General features: G+C 64.9%; 11 protein-coding genes and 1 tRNA gene. 6 read left to right on the top strand and 6 right to left on the bottom strand.

The genetic code is table 11. The features are described from left to right. Positions 1-28: 28 nt before the first annotated feature. On the bottom strand, positions 29-451 hold the full coding sequence (locus RBA41_RS02470; RefSeq protein ID WP_306620698.1) for a hypothetical protein: 423 nt from the start codon (positions 449-451) through the stop codon (positions 29-31). Between the two features lie 111 nt (positions 452-562). Between RBA41_RS02470 and RBA41_RS02465 the strand changes: the two genes are divergently transcribed. From RBA41_RS02465 to RBA41_RS02450, 4 genes are all read left to right on the top strand, one after another. Further along, a complete protein-coding gene (locus tag RBA41_RS02465) occupies positions 563-775 on the top strand; it encodes a DUF3460 family protein (RefSeq protein ID WP_306620696.1) in 213 nt (70 codons plus the stop codon). Positions 776-838: 63 nt separating this feature from the next. Then, positions 839-923: transfer RNA gene (locus tag RBA41_RS02460), tRNA-OTHER, on the top strand. A gap of 416 nt (positions 924-1339) precedes the next feature. After that, complete coding sequence (locus tag RBA41_RS02455; protein ID WP_306620694.1) at positions 1340-1918, top strand: RHS repeat domain-containing protein; 579 nt, start codon at positions 1340-1342, stop codon at positions 1916-1918. Positions 1919-2059: 141 nt separating this feature from the next. Then, complete coding sequence (locus RBA41_RS02450; protein ID WP_306620692.1) at positions 2060-2494, top strand: TrmO family methyltransferase domain-containing protein; 435 nt, start codon at positions 2060-2062, stop codon at positions 2492-2494. A 99-nt stretch (positions 2495-2593) separates the two neighbouring features. Here the strand turns inward: RBA41_RS02450 and RBA41_RS02445 are convergent, their stop codons facing one another. Both RBA41_RS02445 and RBA41_RS02440 read right to left on the bottom strand, forming a co-directional pair. Then, positions 2594-3268, bottom strand: coding sequence for a YcbK family protein (locus tag RBA41_RS02445; protein ID WP_306620690.1), 675 nt, complete (start codon positions 3266-3268; stop codon positions 2594-2596). A gap of 122 nt (positions 3269-3390) precedes the next feature. After that, complete coding sequence (locus RBA41_RS02440; RefSeq protein WP_306620688.1) at positions 3391-3918, bottom strand: GNAT family N-acetyltransferase; 528 nt, start codon at positions 3916-3918, stop codon at positions 3391-3393. Positions 3919-4200: 282 nt separating this feature from the next. On the opposite strand from RBA41_RS02440, the gene RBA41_RS02435 reads away from it, so the two are divergent. Both RBA41_RS02435 and RBA41_RS02430 read left to right on the top strand, forming a co-directional pair. Then, positions 4201-5217, top strand: coding sequence for a sulfate ABC transporter substrate-binding protein (locus RBA41_RS02435; RefSeq protein WP_374709473.1), 1017 nt, complete (start codon positions 4201-4203; stop codon positions 5215-5217). Positions 5218-5555: 338 nt separating this feature from the next. Then, positions 5556-6569 (top strand): serine hydrolase, encoded by a 1014-nt coding sequence (locus tag RBA41_RS02430; protein ID WP_306620686.1) that lies wholly within the window; start codon positions 5556-5558, stop codon positions 6567-6569. 69 nt (positions 6570-6638) lie between these two features. On the opposite strand, the gene recD is transcribed toward RBA41_RS02430, so the two are convergent. From recD to recC, 3 genes are read right to left on the bottom strand one after another with little or no spacing between them, the layout of a single operon-like run. Continuing rightward, a complete protein-coding gene (gene recD / locus RBA41_RS02425) occupies positions 6639-8567 on the bottom strand; it encodes an exodeoxyribonuclease V subunit alpha (RefSeq protein ID WP_306620684.1) in 1929 nt (642 codons plus the stop codon). After that, on the bottom strand, positions 8564-12208 hold the full coding sequence (gene recB, locus RBA41_RS02420; protein ID WP_306620682.1) for an exodeoxyribonuclease V subunit beta: 3645 nt from the start codon (positions 12206-12208) through the stop codon (positions 8564-8566). The genes recD and recB overlap by 4 nt, the downstream gene beginning before the upstream one ends. Beyond that, complete coding sequence (gene recC / locus RBA41_RS02415; protein ID WP_306620680.1) at positions 12205-15618, bottom strand: exodeoxyribonuclease V subunit gamma; 3414 nt, start codon at positions 15616-15618, stop codon at positions 12205-12207. The genes recB and recC overlap by 4 nt, the downstream gene beginning before the upstream one ends. Between the last annotated feature and the right edge of the window lie 128 nt (positions 15619-15746).

The raw sequence follows: 15746 nt of genomic DNA, 5'->3' as shown, positions 1-15746 counted from the left end.
CGGCAATATGATGGAAAAGAAATGCAGTTTAGCGCGAATAGCTGGCCTTACGGTGGCGCCCGCCAAAATTGTGGCCGACCACCAGGGTGGTGCTGGCGACCAGGGTCGACAGTCCAATGATGAGCTGCACCAGTTTATCGTCCGGCAGTACCCACAATTGGCCCTGCGGCGCCTCGACCCCGGTGGCGGCCATGATCAGGGGCGCGATCCAGGCGGCATCGTCGTCGACGTCGAGAATGACGGCGTCGGCGCTGGTCTGCATATAGATATTGCCGCCCTCGGCCAGGGTGAAGCAGACGCCGTAGCCGGTTTCGTGCGGGGCGATGTGTTCGGTCAGGCTTTGATTGTGCTCGTCGATCCACAGTTCGACATCTTGCGGGGTTTCGAGTGCGGTCCAGGGGCGCGGGCGAAAGCGCGGCGCCGGCGCTGGCTCGGGTGTTTCTGAGTTCATTGCGTCCTGAGAGTGAGCGTTTAACGGCGCGTATCGTACGGTATTTTCCGCCGCGCGTACATGGAACCAGTGCGCGCGCCGGTGGTCATAGTAGCGTTAACGGGAGGATTGATGATGAAGCATACCGGGAAATATCAGCGGCCGGGCGGCGGGTATGTGTCCGAATTCGAGGAATTCATGCACGGTTTCCTGGCGCAGCATCCGGAAGTGGAAGAAGACCGCCGGCGCGGCTGGGACATCTGGTGGGACCACCGCATCGATCTCGATGAGCTCGACAAGCAGCGCGAGAACGCGTTGGGGGTCAAGCCGTACGTGTACGACTAGACCGAGTCATTGGCCGATTAAAATATTTGTTGCAATTCAGAATTTTTTAAGTAAGATGTAGGTGCGGGGTTCGCTTATATGGTAAAGCCCAGTCAGGAGCGTCTCAGACCGAATGACTGATAACCAGGTTCGAGTCCTGGACCACGCACTGCATGCGAGCCCGCCAGCACTTTTCAACGTGGTCACATGACGCGTTGGAAATGTTGGCGGCGCCGCCAGCACGACAAACGCCTCGAAGCACTTGCCATTCCCCTTGCCCAGCCCTCCAGCTGTCATCGGTTGCCGGCATACCCAGCCTGATCCCGGTGATAAGCGCTGCCATGCTCGCATTACCAGCCAGGCGCTGAGTCTTTCGCCTTTCAAAAATACGAAATCCCGACAGGATGTGCAACCGACATGCCATCGCCTGGCATATCAGGCGTCGCCGATATCGTGCAACCGTAAAAGTTCGCGTGATTATTTTGATCCGGACCAGATACCACTTCGTTCGTTTTACTAGGATAGAAATTCGTGCCCGACGTAGTCATGATTGGTATAGGGCATAACGATCAAAGTGGAGTCCGTATGCATGAGAAATTGGCGTCGAAAATGATGGCGGCTTTCATGGCGTTTGGATGGGCAAGCGCCGAAGCCGCCCTGGCAAATCCTGGTGACCACCGGCAGCCTGCCACAACCAGCACACAGAAGGGCTCAGCTGAAGAGGATGCAATCTTTGCGACAATGGCCAAGCTCGCCATTCAGTTGGCCACATTAACGAAATACACTTCCGCCAATGGAAAAATTCAGTCGGAGACAAGACCGGACGGGACTGTTGGAACGTATCTGTATGATCGAACCGGGCGATTCCAGGCGGTCACGTATTCTGATGGCCGGGCGATCACCGCCATCTACGATGCAAGCGGGGATATTCAAGCAATGTTAGAAAATGGCACTGGCCGAAAGCTTGTTTTTGAAAAGAATAAGACCAATAATTCCGACAAAAAAGATAAAGCGCTCAGATCGAATTTCGCCATTCAAATGGGAATTTCAGCGCTCGTGGAACCGCATCGGAAAAGAATTCAAGGCGGCGACCCAGTCTGCGCCGGCTCCAGCCCAATTCCTTGCATCATAGAAGCGCCCGCGGGAAATGGCGCAGGGCACTGAAGAGGGAGCGGACTCCAGCGCGACCCATCAGGCGGCGGTAGGACCTTTGCGGATTGCTACAAAATTCCTTGCTGTGCGAGACAGATCGTGGCCCGGCTCCGATTGATCGGTGGTCGTCCACATAACAGTGTCGAATGAATATTGTTTCTGTTCACATCAGGATGCAAACCATTTTTGAATCACACCTATTTCAAAAAGCGGGGAGCCGATAGACCATGCCCGTCATTCCGATGTTCCATCAAACCGCATGGGACAAGGTGGCACCACACATATCACCTTCATCGCGTCCCGCTGGAAGAAATAGAAAGAGGAGCCCGGCATCCGCGCGGGCGCGCCGACTGGCCGAACGTCGGGATACTGGCGCAACGCGCCAAGGCGCGCCCGAACCTGATTGGCCTGGCTCGTTGTCAGCTATTGTCCGTCGATGGTCGTACATTGCGCGTACGCGGGCTCGACGCTGTGGATGGGAGCCCGGTGCCCGATATCAAACCGTACTTGGCGGAATTCGGCCCGATCGGGGAAGTAAGGCAGCCAGTCTGGAGCCATGAGGTCATGAAAGACTATTACCGTGAGTGAATGAGCGAGCCGACGCGCGCCCGCTCACTCACAATTTCTTTTGCATCCGCACGCCGGGCAGCGGCATCAACGCGAGCGCTTGGAAATACCGTGCGGCGATCAGCCCTTCCAGGTGCGCTTGAGCCCGGTATCGGCATGAATCCAGCCGCCGCGCGGTCCGGAACGGTAGTAATACCCTACCCCGCCCTGGCGGAAGCTGCGCACCAGCCCGCCGAGCACGTCGGCATTCAGATTGGCGATGCGGATATCGGCCGCCTTGCCGTCGATGTGCAGCGACTGGCGCGCCGCCGGCACGCCCGCTTCGCGCAGCTTGTCGTTCGATTTGGAAGTCCGAAAGCCCGACAGGATTTCCAGCGGTTCCTCGATGCCGTAGCGGGCGATGAAGGCCTGCGTGCCCCACAGCGTTTCAAACAGCTTGGGATCGATCGGCGCGGTTTCCTTGCCGTTGACGTCACGCATCAAGTGACACAGTTCCTGATAGGCCGAATCGATGACCTGGCCATCCTTCCAGTACAGCACCTTGGCCTTTTCGCCACTTTGCGGACGCGTCAGCGTCAACACGCGCGGCTTGAGCCAGAAATCCAGATCCAGCGCTTGCGCATCGAAAATATCGGGAGGAGGCGCCAGTTCGGTGTCCGGGACCGGCGCGGATCGTGCCGGCGTCCGGGCGGCCGGCGCCGGCTTGCCTGCTTTGGCGACCTGGACCGGCCGCCTGGCCTTGTCCGCCGGCGCGGCGCTCGCACTGCCGCAGCCGATCAGCGGAACCGAAATCATGCCCATGGTGGACAGGCATAAGCCTTGATGTAGGAAATCTCTGCGCGTGGCCATGACGAATACTCAGTAAACAAGGCGCACACTATAGCGCAAGCTTGCCGCGCGCACAGGGCGCACGTACATTATTGCCCGGTACAGTTGCAAAAACGCTTGCGTGGGCTGGGATCGTTCGTCTCGCAGGCGTTCAATTTCTTCCAGAAGAAGTCGCACTCCAGCCCGTAGCAGCTCTTTTCCTTGCCCGCGAGGATGTAGCCGTTACGTTCATAAAACTTGCTGGCGGTGACAGTGCTGTTCAGGCGCAACACGCTCACGCCCCACGTCCGCGCTTGGGCTTCCACGCCCTGCAGGAGCGCCTTGCCGACGCCGCTGTACAGCGCTTCGGGCAACACGTAGCACAGCGACAACTTGCCTGCCTGGGTCAACAAGGCCACGCCCACCACGGCGCCGTCGCGCTCCGCCACCAGGGCATGGTTGGCCGGCGATACGAACCAGCTCGCCACATTCTGCGGTGTCTTGTTGCCCAGCCACGCCGTCAGCGCGTCCGGATTGTGCTGGTGATCGGCCACGCAGCACTCGGTAATCGAGCGGCGCAAGACGTCACACGCGGCGAACGCGTCTTCTGGCACAGCAATGCGAATCTCAATACCCATGTGTAATCACGATAACCAATAACAAAAGAGTAAAAGGTGTTGCCGCAGTCCAAGTGCAACCCAACTATACCAAAAACAGGCGCGCGCGCCTGTTGCGAATTTGCCCAACCCGACCAGCCTACGCCGCCCGGCAGCCCGTGCCAACGAAGAAAATCAAGAAAGCTTATGCGACACTACCAGCATTGCCCCATCTAAGCATATGACAAAACAATCCTTCCGTTTTGGCTGCGGATTTTAGACCATGCGTCTCAGTTCCTACAATAGAAAGCCCAAGAGAACACCATGAAAACAACATGCAATATGCGTACCCGCCGGGCGATTCTGTCCCTGGCAGCCGGCATGGCCATCCTGCCACTCGGCGCCAGCGCCGCCGATGCGCAGCTGCTCAACGTCTCGTACGACGTGGCGCGCGAGCTGTACAAGGAGATCAATCCGGCATTTATTGCAGAATGGAAGAAGACCACGGGCGAAACCATCACCATCAACCAGTCGCACGGCGGATCGAGCAAGCAGGCGCGCTCGGTCGCGGACGGCCTGGAGGCATCGGTGGTGACCATGAACCAGGCCAACGACATCGACATGCTGGCCGACCGCGGCGTGGTGGCGGCCGACTGGGCCAAGAAGTTTCCCCACAATGCGGCGCCCTTCTATTCCACCATGATTTTTTTGGTGCGCAAAGGCAACCCTAAACAGATCAAGACCTGGGACGACCTGGCCAAGCCCGGCACCAAGGTGGTCATCCCCAACCCGAAAACAGCCGGCAATGGCCGCTACACCTACCTGGCCGCGTGGGGCTCCGTGATCAAGAAAGGCGGCACCGAAGTCCAGGCGCGCGAGCTGGTCAAGCGCATCTTCAAGAACGTGCCGGTGCTCGACGGCGGCGGCCGCGCGGCCACCACCACCTTCACCCAGCGCGACATCGGCGACGCCCTGGTGACCTTCGAGAGCGAAGTGCAGATGGTGCGCACCGAGTTCGGCGACAATTTCGAGGTCGTCTACCCGGCCGTATCGATCCTGGCCGAGTCGCCCGTGGCGGTCGTCGACAAGGTGGTCGACAAGCGCGGCGTGCGCAAGCAGGCCACCGCCTACCTGAACTTCCTGTACTCCGAGGTCGGCCAGACCATCGGCGCCAAGCACTTCCTGCGCCCGCGCTCGGAAGCGGTGGCCAAGAAGTTTGCCGCCAACTACAAGCCGATCTCGCTGTTCACGGTCGACGAGGTCTTCGGCGGCTGGAAACAGGCGCAGAAAAAACACTTCGACGACGGTGGTGAATTCGACAAGATCTACCAGGTCAAATAAGCCTTCCCCCGCCGCTTGCGCCATCGACGCGCAAGCGGCTTTTCCGCCCGTCTCCCCCCTCCCTTTTCCTGCCCCCACGGCATCGCCCAATAGCATTTCCGCCACCCGAATAGCATGCGAGAAACTTTGCTTTCTTGAAATAATTCAGGTACTTACGCGACTTTATTAAGGTGTTTCTTGCGCTTGAGCTCGTTTTGCTTAGCGCACGCTAGACATAGCCGCGCCTTTGATGCTATCGTGCCCCTTATTAAGTAGTTGCCGTATAGAATTACCCCGTTCAGCAGCTGCCGCGCTCCCCGCGCCGCCATTGACCCAGCCCTACTGCAAAGACCAACCACATGATCAAGAAATTGCTTGTCACCCTATTGATGTCGCTGTCTGCCGCGGCCGCTGTTGCCGTGCCGTTCGGATCGCATTCAGTGCTGGTGATCGAGGACGACACCGGCAAGATCCTCCTCGAAAAGAACGCCAACCAGGTCGTCTCGATCGCATCGCTGACCAAACTGATGACCGCCATGGTCGTGCTCGACGCCAAGCAAGACATGAACGAGCTGATCGCCATCGACCAGCGCGACGTCGACATCCTCAAGCACAGCACCTCGCGCGTGCCGGTCGGCGCGGTGATCAGCCGCGGCGATGTGCTCTCGCTGGCATTGATGAGCTCCGACAACCGCGCCGCGGCGTCCCTGGGCCGCACCTTTCCGGGCGGCGTGGTCGCGTTCAAGTCGGCCGTGCGTGCCAAGGTGGCGGCGCTGGGCATGACCCAGACCGTGATCGAAGAGCCGACCGGACTGTCGCCGAACAACAAGTCGACCGCCCTGGACCTGGTCAAGATGGCCAAGGCGGCGTCGGCATATCCGGAAATTACGCGCATGACGACCGAGTCGCGCGAGACGATCAATATCAGCGGCCGCGAGGTCGAGTACCGCAACACCAACCGCCTGGTCGGCGCCAAGGGCTGGGAAATCGGCCTGTCGAAGACCGGGTACACGGAAGAAGCGGGCCGTTGCCTGATCATGAAGATCAAATCGGCTGGCAAGAATGCGACCCTGGTGCTGCTCAACGCCAAAGCCAGTTCGACCCGGATTGTCGATGCGCTCAGCATCCGCCGCTTCATTGCCGGCGATGAAGCCCCTGTGATCGCCCGTGCACCGACACGCCAGCGCGCGCGGCCGGTGATCATGGCGTCGGCGGCGCGCGCGCCGGTGATCAAAACCAGCTTGCGTGGCCGTGGACGTAACCAGCCGGTGATCGTCACCGTGGCCCGTGGTCCGGTGGTCAAGGCGGGGCTGCACAGCCGCGTGAAGTTAAAGCAGAACAAACCGGTCATTCACCGCCACCGCCGCGCGTAACAACGCAGCCCGTCGTTTCCACCATTGGCGGAAACGACCTTCCACCATTGGCGGAAACGACAGTTTGCCTCACCCCGCAATCATCTCCCGCAATCCGCTCGCCCTCTGGGTGCGCTGCGCAATCGATTCGCCCAGAATCGCCGCCAGCGGCGACACCAGCGTGAACTGCGCGCTGGCCCGCGTAATGCCCGTATAAATCAGTTCGCGCGCGATCATCGCCCCGCGTTCGCGCGGCAGCACCAGCACCGTGTGCGCAAACTCCGATCCCTGCGATTTGTGCACCGTCATCGCAAATGCCGTCTCCACATGCCGCAAACGCGTGGCCAGCACGCTGCGCACCTTGTCGCCCTCCAGGAAATACACGCGCAATGACCCCGGACGGGCCGGATCGCCCAGGGTCAAGCCGATATCGCCATTGAACACGCCCGTGCCGTAGTCGTTCCGGGTGATCATCACCGGCCGCCCCACATACCATTCGCCGCGGCGCCGGATCAGGCCCGCCCCGTCCAGCCGCTGCTCGATCGCTTCATTCAAGCCGCCCACGCCCCACTCGCCCTCGCGCACCGCGCACAGCACGCGAAACGCCTCGAAGCGATGCAGCACCGCGCGCACCCAGGTTTCGTGCGCCTGGCCGCCATCGCCCTCGCCCAGGAGCGACAGATACGGCGCGTAGCCGTCAAACGCCAGCTGCACCACATGCTGCTGGTGCCCATGCTCGATCCAGCGCACCGTGCCGTCGCCAGCGCGCAGCACTTCCTCGGCGCGCCCGACGTCCCCCGCGTTCACCGCCAGCGCCAGTTGCCCGATCGGGCCACTGAAGCGGCGGCTGCTGCGCAGCATCACGGTCTGCTGCGCCAGCGCCCCGCCGGCGCCGCCAAATTCGGCCGGAATGGTCTCGCCGCTGGCCGCCAGCGCATACGCCATCGTCGCTGCCGAATACCCGCCCGCCTGCGCATCGCGGCACAGATCGCCCAGCACCGCCCCCGCCTCCACCGACGCCAGCTGGTCCTTGTCGCCCAGCAGGATCAGGGTCGCGCCCACAGGCAGCGCATCGAGCAGGGAGGCCATCATCTCCAGGTGCACCATCGACGCTTCGTCGACAATGAGCACGTCGATGTCGAGCGGATTGCCCTTGTGATGGGCAAAGGTGCGGGTGTCGGGACGCGCTCCCAGCAAACTATGCAAGGTGCGCGCCGCCCCCATGCGCGCCGTCAGGTCGCGCAGCGGCAGCGTGGTGCCGACCTTGTCGGCCAGTTCGGTCAGCGCCTTGTCGATCGATTGCTTCAGGCGCGCCGCCGCCTTGCCGGTCGGCGCGGCCAGCGCGATGCGCTGCCGTCCCGCGTCCGGCGCCACCGCGAACAGCAGCGCAAGCAGGCGCGCCACCGTGTAGGTCTTTCCGGTCCCCGGGCCACCGGTGATGATCGCAATCGAGCCGCGCAGCGCGATCGCGCAGGCCAGTTTTTGCCAGTCCGGCCCCTTGGTGCGGCGCTCCGACGCGAACAGGATGTCGAGCCAGATGCGCACCGACGGCGCATCGACCTCGCGCACCTGCCCGGCGCGCGCGCGGATCGTCTGCGCGACCAGGGTTTCGTCGCGCCAGTAGCGGCGCAGGTACAGGCGCTCGCCGTCAAGCACCAGCGGCTGGTCGAAATCGAGGTCGCCCACGTGCCACACCTGGTCCGAGGCCGTCAGCTGGTCGATCCAGCCCTTGCGGTTCCTGGGCAGCGCGCCGGCCGAGCGGGCCAGCGCATCCCACTGGTCCTTGTCCCAGGCCATCAGCGTGGCCGGATCGAGCGCCAGCTGGTCGAGCATCAGGCAGCTGTGGCCGCGCCCTTCCAGTTCCGACAGCAGCACGCAGGCCAGCATCAGCGCCGGGGTGGCGGTGCCGAGCGAGCCGACAAAGCGCGCAAAGGTGCCGGACAGGCGCCGCAGCTGGCCATCTTCGGTCAGCATGGCGACCTGCGCCCACAGGACGTCGAGCGAAGGGGCGCTCTTCATGCATCCTCCCGCGACGGAGAAACGCCGAGCAGCGCGTCGAGGCCATCGAGCAGCACCAGGTCCGGTTCGAGCAGGTAGCAGCCGCGCGTGGCGGCATTGGCGATCCCGCGCAGGAACAGGAAAATCGCACCTCCCAGCTGGCGCGCCGGATCGTAGGCCTCGCCCAGGCGGCTCTTGAGCAGGCGATGCAGGGCCAGCATGTAGATCGCACCCTGGATATCGTAGCGGTGCACCGCCATCCCGGCCGCCATCGCGGCCTTGCCGTAGGCGGCGTCGCCGGTGCCGAGCGCGTTCGACTTGTAATCGATCACCCAGTAGCGGCCTTCATGCTCGAACACCAGGTCGGCGAAGCCCTTGAGCATGCCGTGCAGGTGGCGCTCGGGCAGCGAGGGACGCGGCGTTTTCCCCAGCAGATGCCTGGTGCACAGGCGGTCGAGCGCTGCGCTGTTCAACTGCTCGCTGGGGAACCAGAACTCCATTTCGGGAATGACGTGCCCGATGGCGGCCAGCGGCGCGCCCAGTTGCGGCAGCGGCGTGGTCGCCACCGCGCGCAGCCACGTCACCGCATCATCCTGGCGATGGCCCCAGCCGGCGCGCTCGCAGCGCTGGCCCAGGCGCGCGGCGAACTGCTCGTCGCCGGCGATGGCAAAGCCCTCCTGCCCCATCCACTCAAGCTGTTCGTGCAAAAAATTTCCCGGCACAGAGCCGCGCGGGAAGCGGTGCCATGGTGCGTCCTCGGTACGCGGGGCTTGCTGTTGCTGTTCTTCGTCGAACAAGGTCTCTTCCTGCGCGCGCATCGGCGCCGCGCTGGTCTGGCGCGTGAGCGAGGTAAACGAACCGACCGCCCAGTTGCGCTCGAAACTGCCGCCGAAGGGCGCAGCATCGACCAGCGCCGGCCTGGCCTCGTCGCGCGCCAGCATGGTGATGCCCTGCGGCGTATCGAGCGAACGCAGGTCGATCGCTTGCGAGCCGCCGCGCAGCTTTTCCCAGTACGGCTGGATGTCGTCCGCGCCGATCGGCTGCCCGCCCGTGAGCAGGTAGCCGAGCGCCGACTCGTGCAGCTTGTTGTCGCCCGCCTTGCGCGCCGTCACCGCGGCCACGCCCAGCCACAAAAAATGGCGCGCGCGCGTCAGCGCCACGTACAGCAATCGCAGGTCTTCCTCGATGCGCGCACGGTCCACGGCGGTCAAGGCTTCGTCCGACAGCGCCAGGTCGATGCGGCGCACGCCATCGCGTCCGACGAATTCGAAGAAGCTGCGGTTGCGCCGGTCGGTGGTGCGCGCCGTCACGGCAAACGGCAGGTACACCAGCGGATACTCCAGCCCCTTGGATTTGTGCACCGTGACGACCTTGACCAGCTCCGCGTCGCTCTCGAGCCGCAGCACCCGCTCGTCGCCGCCCTCGCCCACCCCGGCCAGCTGTTCGGCGAACCAGCGGATCAGGGCTTGCTCGCCTTCGAGCTGGCTGCTGGCGCTTTGCAGCAGTTCGGCCAGATGCAGCAGATTGGTCAGGCGCCGCTCGCCGCCGGCCTGGCGCAGCAGCGCGGACGGCAGGCGCATGTCGTGGATGAAGCGGCGCAGCATGGCCAGCACGCCCTGGCGCTGCCACACGATGTGCAAACCCTTCAACTGTTCGACCCGCACTTCCCACGCCAGTTCGTCCGACGACAGGCGCGCCAGTTCGCCCAAGGAAAGGCCGGACGTGCGGGTGGCAAAGGCCGCGCGCGCGAGCGCCCCGTCGAGCGGATTGGCCACCGCCTGCAGCCAGCGCAGCACGTCGGCCGCCTCCTCGCTTTCGATCACCGAATCCTTGTCGGACAGGTACACGCTGGGCACCTTGCGCTGCGCCAGCGCGCGCCGGATCGCGGTCGCCTCGCGCCGGTCGCGCACCAGGATCGCGATATCGGCCGGCACCAGCCGCGTGAACGTGCCGTTTTCGCTGAAACCCGCATGCGGGTCGTTCAGCAGGCTGACGATATGCTCGGCGCTGTGATGGGCGAAAAACTCCCGGTAATCGTCGGCCTTGAGGTCGTCGCGGCCGGTGCTGCAGATGGCCAGCGCCTGGTACGGCCCGTCCACGCCGACCAGTTGCTGCGCACGGCCCTTGGCGGCAACCGCGTCGAACGGCAGCGGATTGACACCCCCCTTGCGGAAGCGGAACGCCCCGGCCGCAAAGCCGGGATGGCCGTCGCGCCCTTCGGCGTGCAGGAACAGCTGGTTGACCGCTTCCACCAGCGCCGCCGTCGAGCGGTAGTTGGTGCCGAGCTGGTAGTGGCGGCCTTCGGTGGCGCGGCGCGCATCCAGATAGCTGTGAATGTCGGCGCCGCGAAAGCCGTAGATCGACTGTTTCGGGTCGCCGATCAAGAACAGGCCGCGTGACGGGTCGTTGTCGGCCACCCGGTACAGCAGGTTGAAGATCGCATACTGGTCGGGCGAGGTGTCCTGGAATTCGTCGACCATCGCCACCGGGAACTGGTCGACGATGCGCTGGCGCAGGGCTTCGCCGTTGGCGCCTTCGAGCGCGCTTTTCAGGCGCTCGAGCATGTCGGCAAAGCCGAACTGGCGCTTGCGCCGTTTCAGTTCCATCATGCGCCGCGCGATATGAAAGGCGGCGTGGCGGTACAGCGCGTGCGCCAGCGGGTCGATCGCCTTGAGCGCTTCCCACAGGTCGGTGGTGGCGTCGAAGCACGGTGGAATGTCAACGCTGAAGCCCTTGCTGAACGCATCCGTGATGCCGTCCGGGGTGAGGCGGTGCCAGGCGGTGTCGGTCAGCGCGGGCATCAGCATGGCCGGTGCGCGCGCCCAGATACGCAGCGCCTCGAACCACTTGAGCAGCGAATCGGCGCGCAGCTTGTTCCCGTTGAAGCACTTGGGGGCCATCTCGCGCTGGGCGGCGATCCACTGTTCCATGGCGTCGGCGCGCTCGGCCCAACCGGCTTTCAGCTTCGCCAGTTCGGCCGCCTGCGTGCGTTCGACCCGGTCGATGGCTTCTTCCAGCGATTCGTCGGGCGGATCGCCCAGCACCGCAACCCGGCGCACCAGTTCGCGCACTGTATTTTTGAGCGCGCGCACGTCCGGCCAGCAAGCCAGCAGCGCGCCGAGCGCACCGCTGTCGAGCGGGTACACATTCTGGCGCCAGTAATCGTGCGCCGCGTCCTCGAACAGCGCGTGTTCGTCGCTGACCAGTTCTTCGTCGAACAGGCTGCCGCTGTCGAAAGCGTGCTCGCGCAGCATGCGCTGGCACCAGGCGTCGATGGTGAAGATGGCCGCTTCATCCATGGTGTCGGCGGCCAGCATCAGGCGGTGCGCGGCGACCATGCGTTCGCCCTCGCTGCCGCAGGCGTCGGCCAGCTGGTGCAGATAGGGGTCGTCCAGTTCCAGCTCACCCCGGAAAAAGCCGGCCGCTTCAACCAGGCGCTCGCGCACCCGGTTCGACAGCTCGCGCGTGGCGGCGCGGGTAAAGGTCATTACCAGGATTTCGGACGGCAGCAGCGCGCGCGCAAAGCCGTTCTCGCCGCCGTGGCCGAGCACCAGGCGCAGGTACAGGGCGGCGATGGTCCAGGTTTTTCCGGTGCCGGCGCTGGCCTCGATCAGGCGCGTGCCGGACAGCGGAAAATGCAGGGCGTCGAGCAGTTGGCTCATGCCGCGTCCCTGTCCATGGCGGCGATCTCGATGTGCTGGCCGAGCCAGCGCGCCAGCGGTCCGTACAGCGCTTCGGCAACAGCCGGAAACTCGCCGCTGGCATTGAGGGCCGTAAAATCGGGCCACAGGCGCGCCAGGCACTGGTCCAGCACTTCGCCCGACAGCTCGAAGCCGCCGTCGTAGGTGCTGCGCGGTTCGCCCTGCTGAAGCAAGGCCAGCGCCGTCTTGCAGGCCACCGGCAGTGGCTGATCCATGTTGCGGCGCCACAGCGCCACCAACTCGGCCAGCTGCGCGTAGGACTGATCGCGTTCGAGCGGCGCCAGCATGACGATGGCGTCGCGCGCGACCAGGTAGCCGGTGACCGGCTGGCCGACCGCCGCCGCGGCCAGCTGGCGCAGCCACGGCGCGATCAATTTGTCGCCGCGCGGCGCGCCTTTTTTATCGAGTACTTTCGACGAGATTTGCAGCAGCCACGCCGTTTCGCTGGCGTTGCTGCGCAATTTGTCGACCCAGTCTTCCAGGTGCACGCCGCCGAAATCGAGGCTCACGGCCAGCTTGGGCGCCACTTCGTCGAAGCGCGCGCCCAGCGTCAGCCAGGCGGTGCGCACCGGCACCAGGCCTTCGACCAGCTGCTCCTGCCACTGCTTGCCGACCAGGCCGATCGGCAGCACGCCTTCGCGCTTGAGGCGTTCGGCGCGCGCACTCAAGCTGTCGCGCACTTCGTGCAGCTCCTCGGGCGTGCTGGCGTCGTCGAGCAGGCTGTCCTCTAAAAAGTAGCGCTCCAGCGCGTCGAGCGAAAACGGTTCCTCGTCTTCCCCGACAGCCTGGGCGTCGCCGAACGCCACGCCCAGGCGGCGCCGGAAAAAATAGCGCGCCGGCTGGCGCAAAAAGTTCGCCAGCTCGCCCAGTTTGAGGCGGTATTCGGGCTCCAGCTCGAATGGCGGCAACACCGCGTCATCTTGGGCGTCGCCGGCGCCGTGCGCGGCGCGCCATTCGGCCGCGTAGGTCAGCATGCCGCCCTGCTCGAAATAGCGCCGGCTGAACGGCTGCAGCGCGTGTTCGGTCGTCATCGCGGCCAGGTCCAGGTCCCAGCCCTCGGCCAGGTAGTCGCGCAGTTGCGATACCAGCACCGAGGCCGGCTGCTCGCTGTTGTCGCGCACATTGCGCCCGACCCAGCTCACATATAGCTTCTCGCGCGCCGCCAGCACGGCTTCGAGCATCAGATAACGGTCGTCGTCGCGGCGCGAACGGTCGCCCGGGCGCGCCATGCCGGGCAGCGCCAGCAGGTCGAAGTCGGCCTGCCGCGTGCGGCGCGGAAAATCGCCATCGTTCATGCCGAGCAGGCACACCACGCGAAACGGCACCGCGCGCATCGGCATCAGGGTGCAGAAGGTCACCCCGCCGGACACGAACTGGTGGTTCAGGGTCGGCTCGTCGAGGGCGCCCAGCCACGCTTCGCGCAGCACCGCCAGCGGCACCTCCTCGTCGAAGCCGGCGCTGTCGCAGGTCTCGAGCCAGCCTTGCAGGGCGTCGTGCAGCTGCGCGAGGGTCAGGCGGTCGCCTTCCTCGGAGGCGGCGAAAAACGCCGCCAGCAGCGCGCGCGCCTGCTCGCCCCACTGCGCCGGCGTGCGCGACTCGGCCAGCGCGGCGCGCCAGGCCAGCAGGGTTTCGATCAGTTGCGCCAGCGAGCCGGCCAGCGCGGCATCGAGCCCGCCCACTTCGGCGTACGGCTCGATCTGGCGGAAGCTGCCGCCGGCGCCGCTGGCGTAACCGAGCAGCATGCGGCGCACGCCGAAAATCCAGGCATTCTGCTCGCCGGCCGAGCCGAGTCCGAGGCCGTCGCGGTGCTGCTGGTCCAGGCCCCAGCGCACGCTGGCGCCTTCGATCCAGTTGCCGAGGATGGGCAATTCGTCTTCCGACAGGCCGAAGCGCGCGGCCAGCGCAGGCACGTCGAGCAGGTCGCGCACTTCGCTTTGGCGGCAGCGCTGCTGCGGCAGGCGAAGCAGCCATTCGAGCGACACCAGCAGCGGATTGACGCTGCGGTCCTTCACATCGCCGATCTCGAACGGGATGAAGCGCGGGTCGCTGCGCTTGTGCTGGTCGAACACGGCGTGGATCGCGGCCGAAAAGGTGTCGATGTCGGGCACCATGACCACCACGTCGCGCGGGCGCGGCCTGGCGCCGGGCGCGCCGAACCACGACAGCAGCTGGTCGTGCAGTACCTCGACTTCGCGCTGCACGCTGTGGGCGACGTGAAATTCGATCGAGCGGTCACGTGGCGCAGGGTTGGCAACCGCGCCGGGTTCCGCCAGGCCCCTGGCGCACGGATGCTCGCGCAGCGGCAGCATGTCGCGCACGGCCGCCTGCACCTGCGCCAAGAGGGTCTCGCCCTCGCCGTCGCTGAACAGGTCGATGCGCAGCTTGTCGGCGCGCTCGCCCGACTCGGTGTCGAATTCGTCGAGCATGCGGATGAAATCGCGCCCTTGCCTGCCCCAGCTGGCCAGCAGCGGATGGCTGTGCGCGTGCAGTTCTTCGAGCGGCACGCCTGACAGGTCGATGCCGCCGCGCTGGCGCTGGCGTTTGTGGGCGGCCTTGAGCAGTTCCCGCCCTTCGATGATGTCGCCCCAATAAAACTGGCACGGGTTCGGCACCGCCAGCAGCACCTGGGTGTGGTGCGAGAGCGAGGCGATGGCCTGCAAGGTCTGGTAAGGCAGCGCCGACATCCCGAACAGCACCACGCGCCGCGGCAGGCGCCCGGCCGGCTCCGCGCCGCTCTCGCTGGCGCGCACGAACTGCTGGTGGATGGTGGCGCGGCCCGAGTCGCGCAGCTGGGGCGGCAGGCTGTCGTTCACGGCGCGCCACAGGCACGCCTGCCAGCGCTGGTCCGGCGTGAGCGGGGTCACCTCGCCGCGCGCCGTGCGCAGGCGGTCGCGCCCCGCGCTCCAGTCGTCGAGCCAGTCGGCGCGGTACACCTGGTACTGGTCGTACAGGTCGGCCAGGCGTTCGGCCAGTTGCAGGCGCCGTTCCGGGTCGCCGTCGCCCAGGAAATGGCGCAGCGGGGCGAAGGCGCCGTCGGCCAGCAGGTGCGGCAGGAGGCGCATCAGGCGCCAGGTGAGCGGGCCCTTGTCGTACGGGGAGCGGGTCGGGACCCGTTCACGTCCCAGCATGCCGCGGTAGGCTTCCCACAAAAAGCGCGCGGGCAGCGCCACGCGCGTAGCCGCGCACACGCCCATTTCTTCGGCCAGCGCGATCTTGAGCCACTCGGCCACGCCGTTCGACTGCACCAGGATGATTTCGGTTTCGAGCGGGTCGAGCGGGTGGCTGCGCAGCCAGGCAAAGAGCGCGGCACGCAGTTGCTCCATCTGGTTGCCATGAAGGATAAGGAGGCCGGGCGTGACGGGAGAAGACATGGCGCACAGCATACTAGCTTTGGGCTGGGCGCGGTAGGGTGATACGTGCCGTCAACGGGTCATAGCGGGCTCATCTTTAGCGATCGGGGATACGGAACGGACGGAGGTACCAATACTGCAAGCATGCA

The sequence above is a fragment of the Massilia scottii genome, assembly GCF_030846495.1.
In the GTDB taxonomy this organism is placed as follows: Bacteria; Pseudomonadota; Gammaproteobacteria; order Burkholderiales; family Burkholderiaceae_D; genus Telluria_A; species Telluria_A violaceinigra.
Note: the sequence above shows the minus strand (reverse complement) of the source record. Positions and strands in the feature narration are given on the sequence as shown.

Coding starts and splice junctions, on each gene's coding strand:
- RBA41_RS02470 (WP_306620698.1), bottom strand. CDS start 451: ATGAACTCAGAAACACCCGAGCCAGCGCCGGCGCCGCGCTTTCGCCCG.
- RBA41_RS02465 (WP_306620696.1), top strand. CDS start 563: ATGATGAAGCATACCGGGAAATATCAGCGGCCGGGCGGCGGGTATGTG.
- RBA41_RS02455 (WP_306620694.1), top strand. CDS start 1,340: ATGCATGAGAAATTGGCGTCGAAAATGATGGCGGCTTTCATGGCGTTT.
- RBA41_RS02445 (WP_306620690.1), bottom strand. CDS start 3,268: ATGATTTCGGTTCCGCTGATCGGCTGCGGCAGTGCGAGCGCCGCGCCG.
- RBA41_RS02440 (WP_306620688.1), bottom strand. CDS start 3,918: ATGGGTATTGAGATTCGCATTGCTGTGCCAGAAGACGCGTTCGCCGCG.
- RBA41_RS02435 (WP_374709473.1), top strand. CDS start 4,201: ATGAAAACAACATGCAATATGCGTACCCGCCGGGCGATTCTGTCCCTG.
- RBA41_RS02430 (WP_306620686.1), top strand. CDS start 5,556: ATGATCAAGAAATTGCTTGTCACCCTATTGATGTCGCTGTCTGCCGCG.
- recD (WP_306620684.1), bottom strand. CDS start 8,567: ATGAAGAGCGCCCCTTCGCTCGACGTCCTGTGGGCGCAGGTCGCCATG.
- recB (WP_306620682.1), bottom strand. CDS start 12,208: ATGAGCCAACTGCTCGACGCCCTGCATTTTCCGCTGTCCGGCACGCGC.
- recC (WP_306620680.1), bottom strand. CDS start 15,618: ATGTCTTCTCCCGTCACGCCCGGCCTCCTTATCCTTCATGGCAACCAG.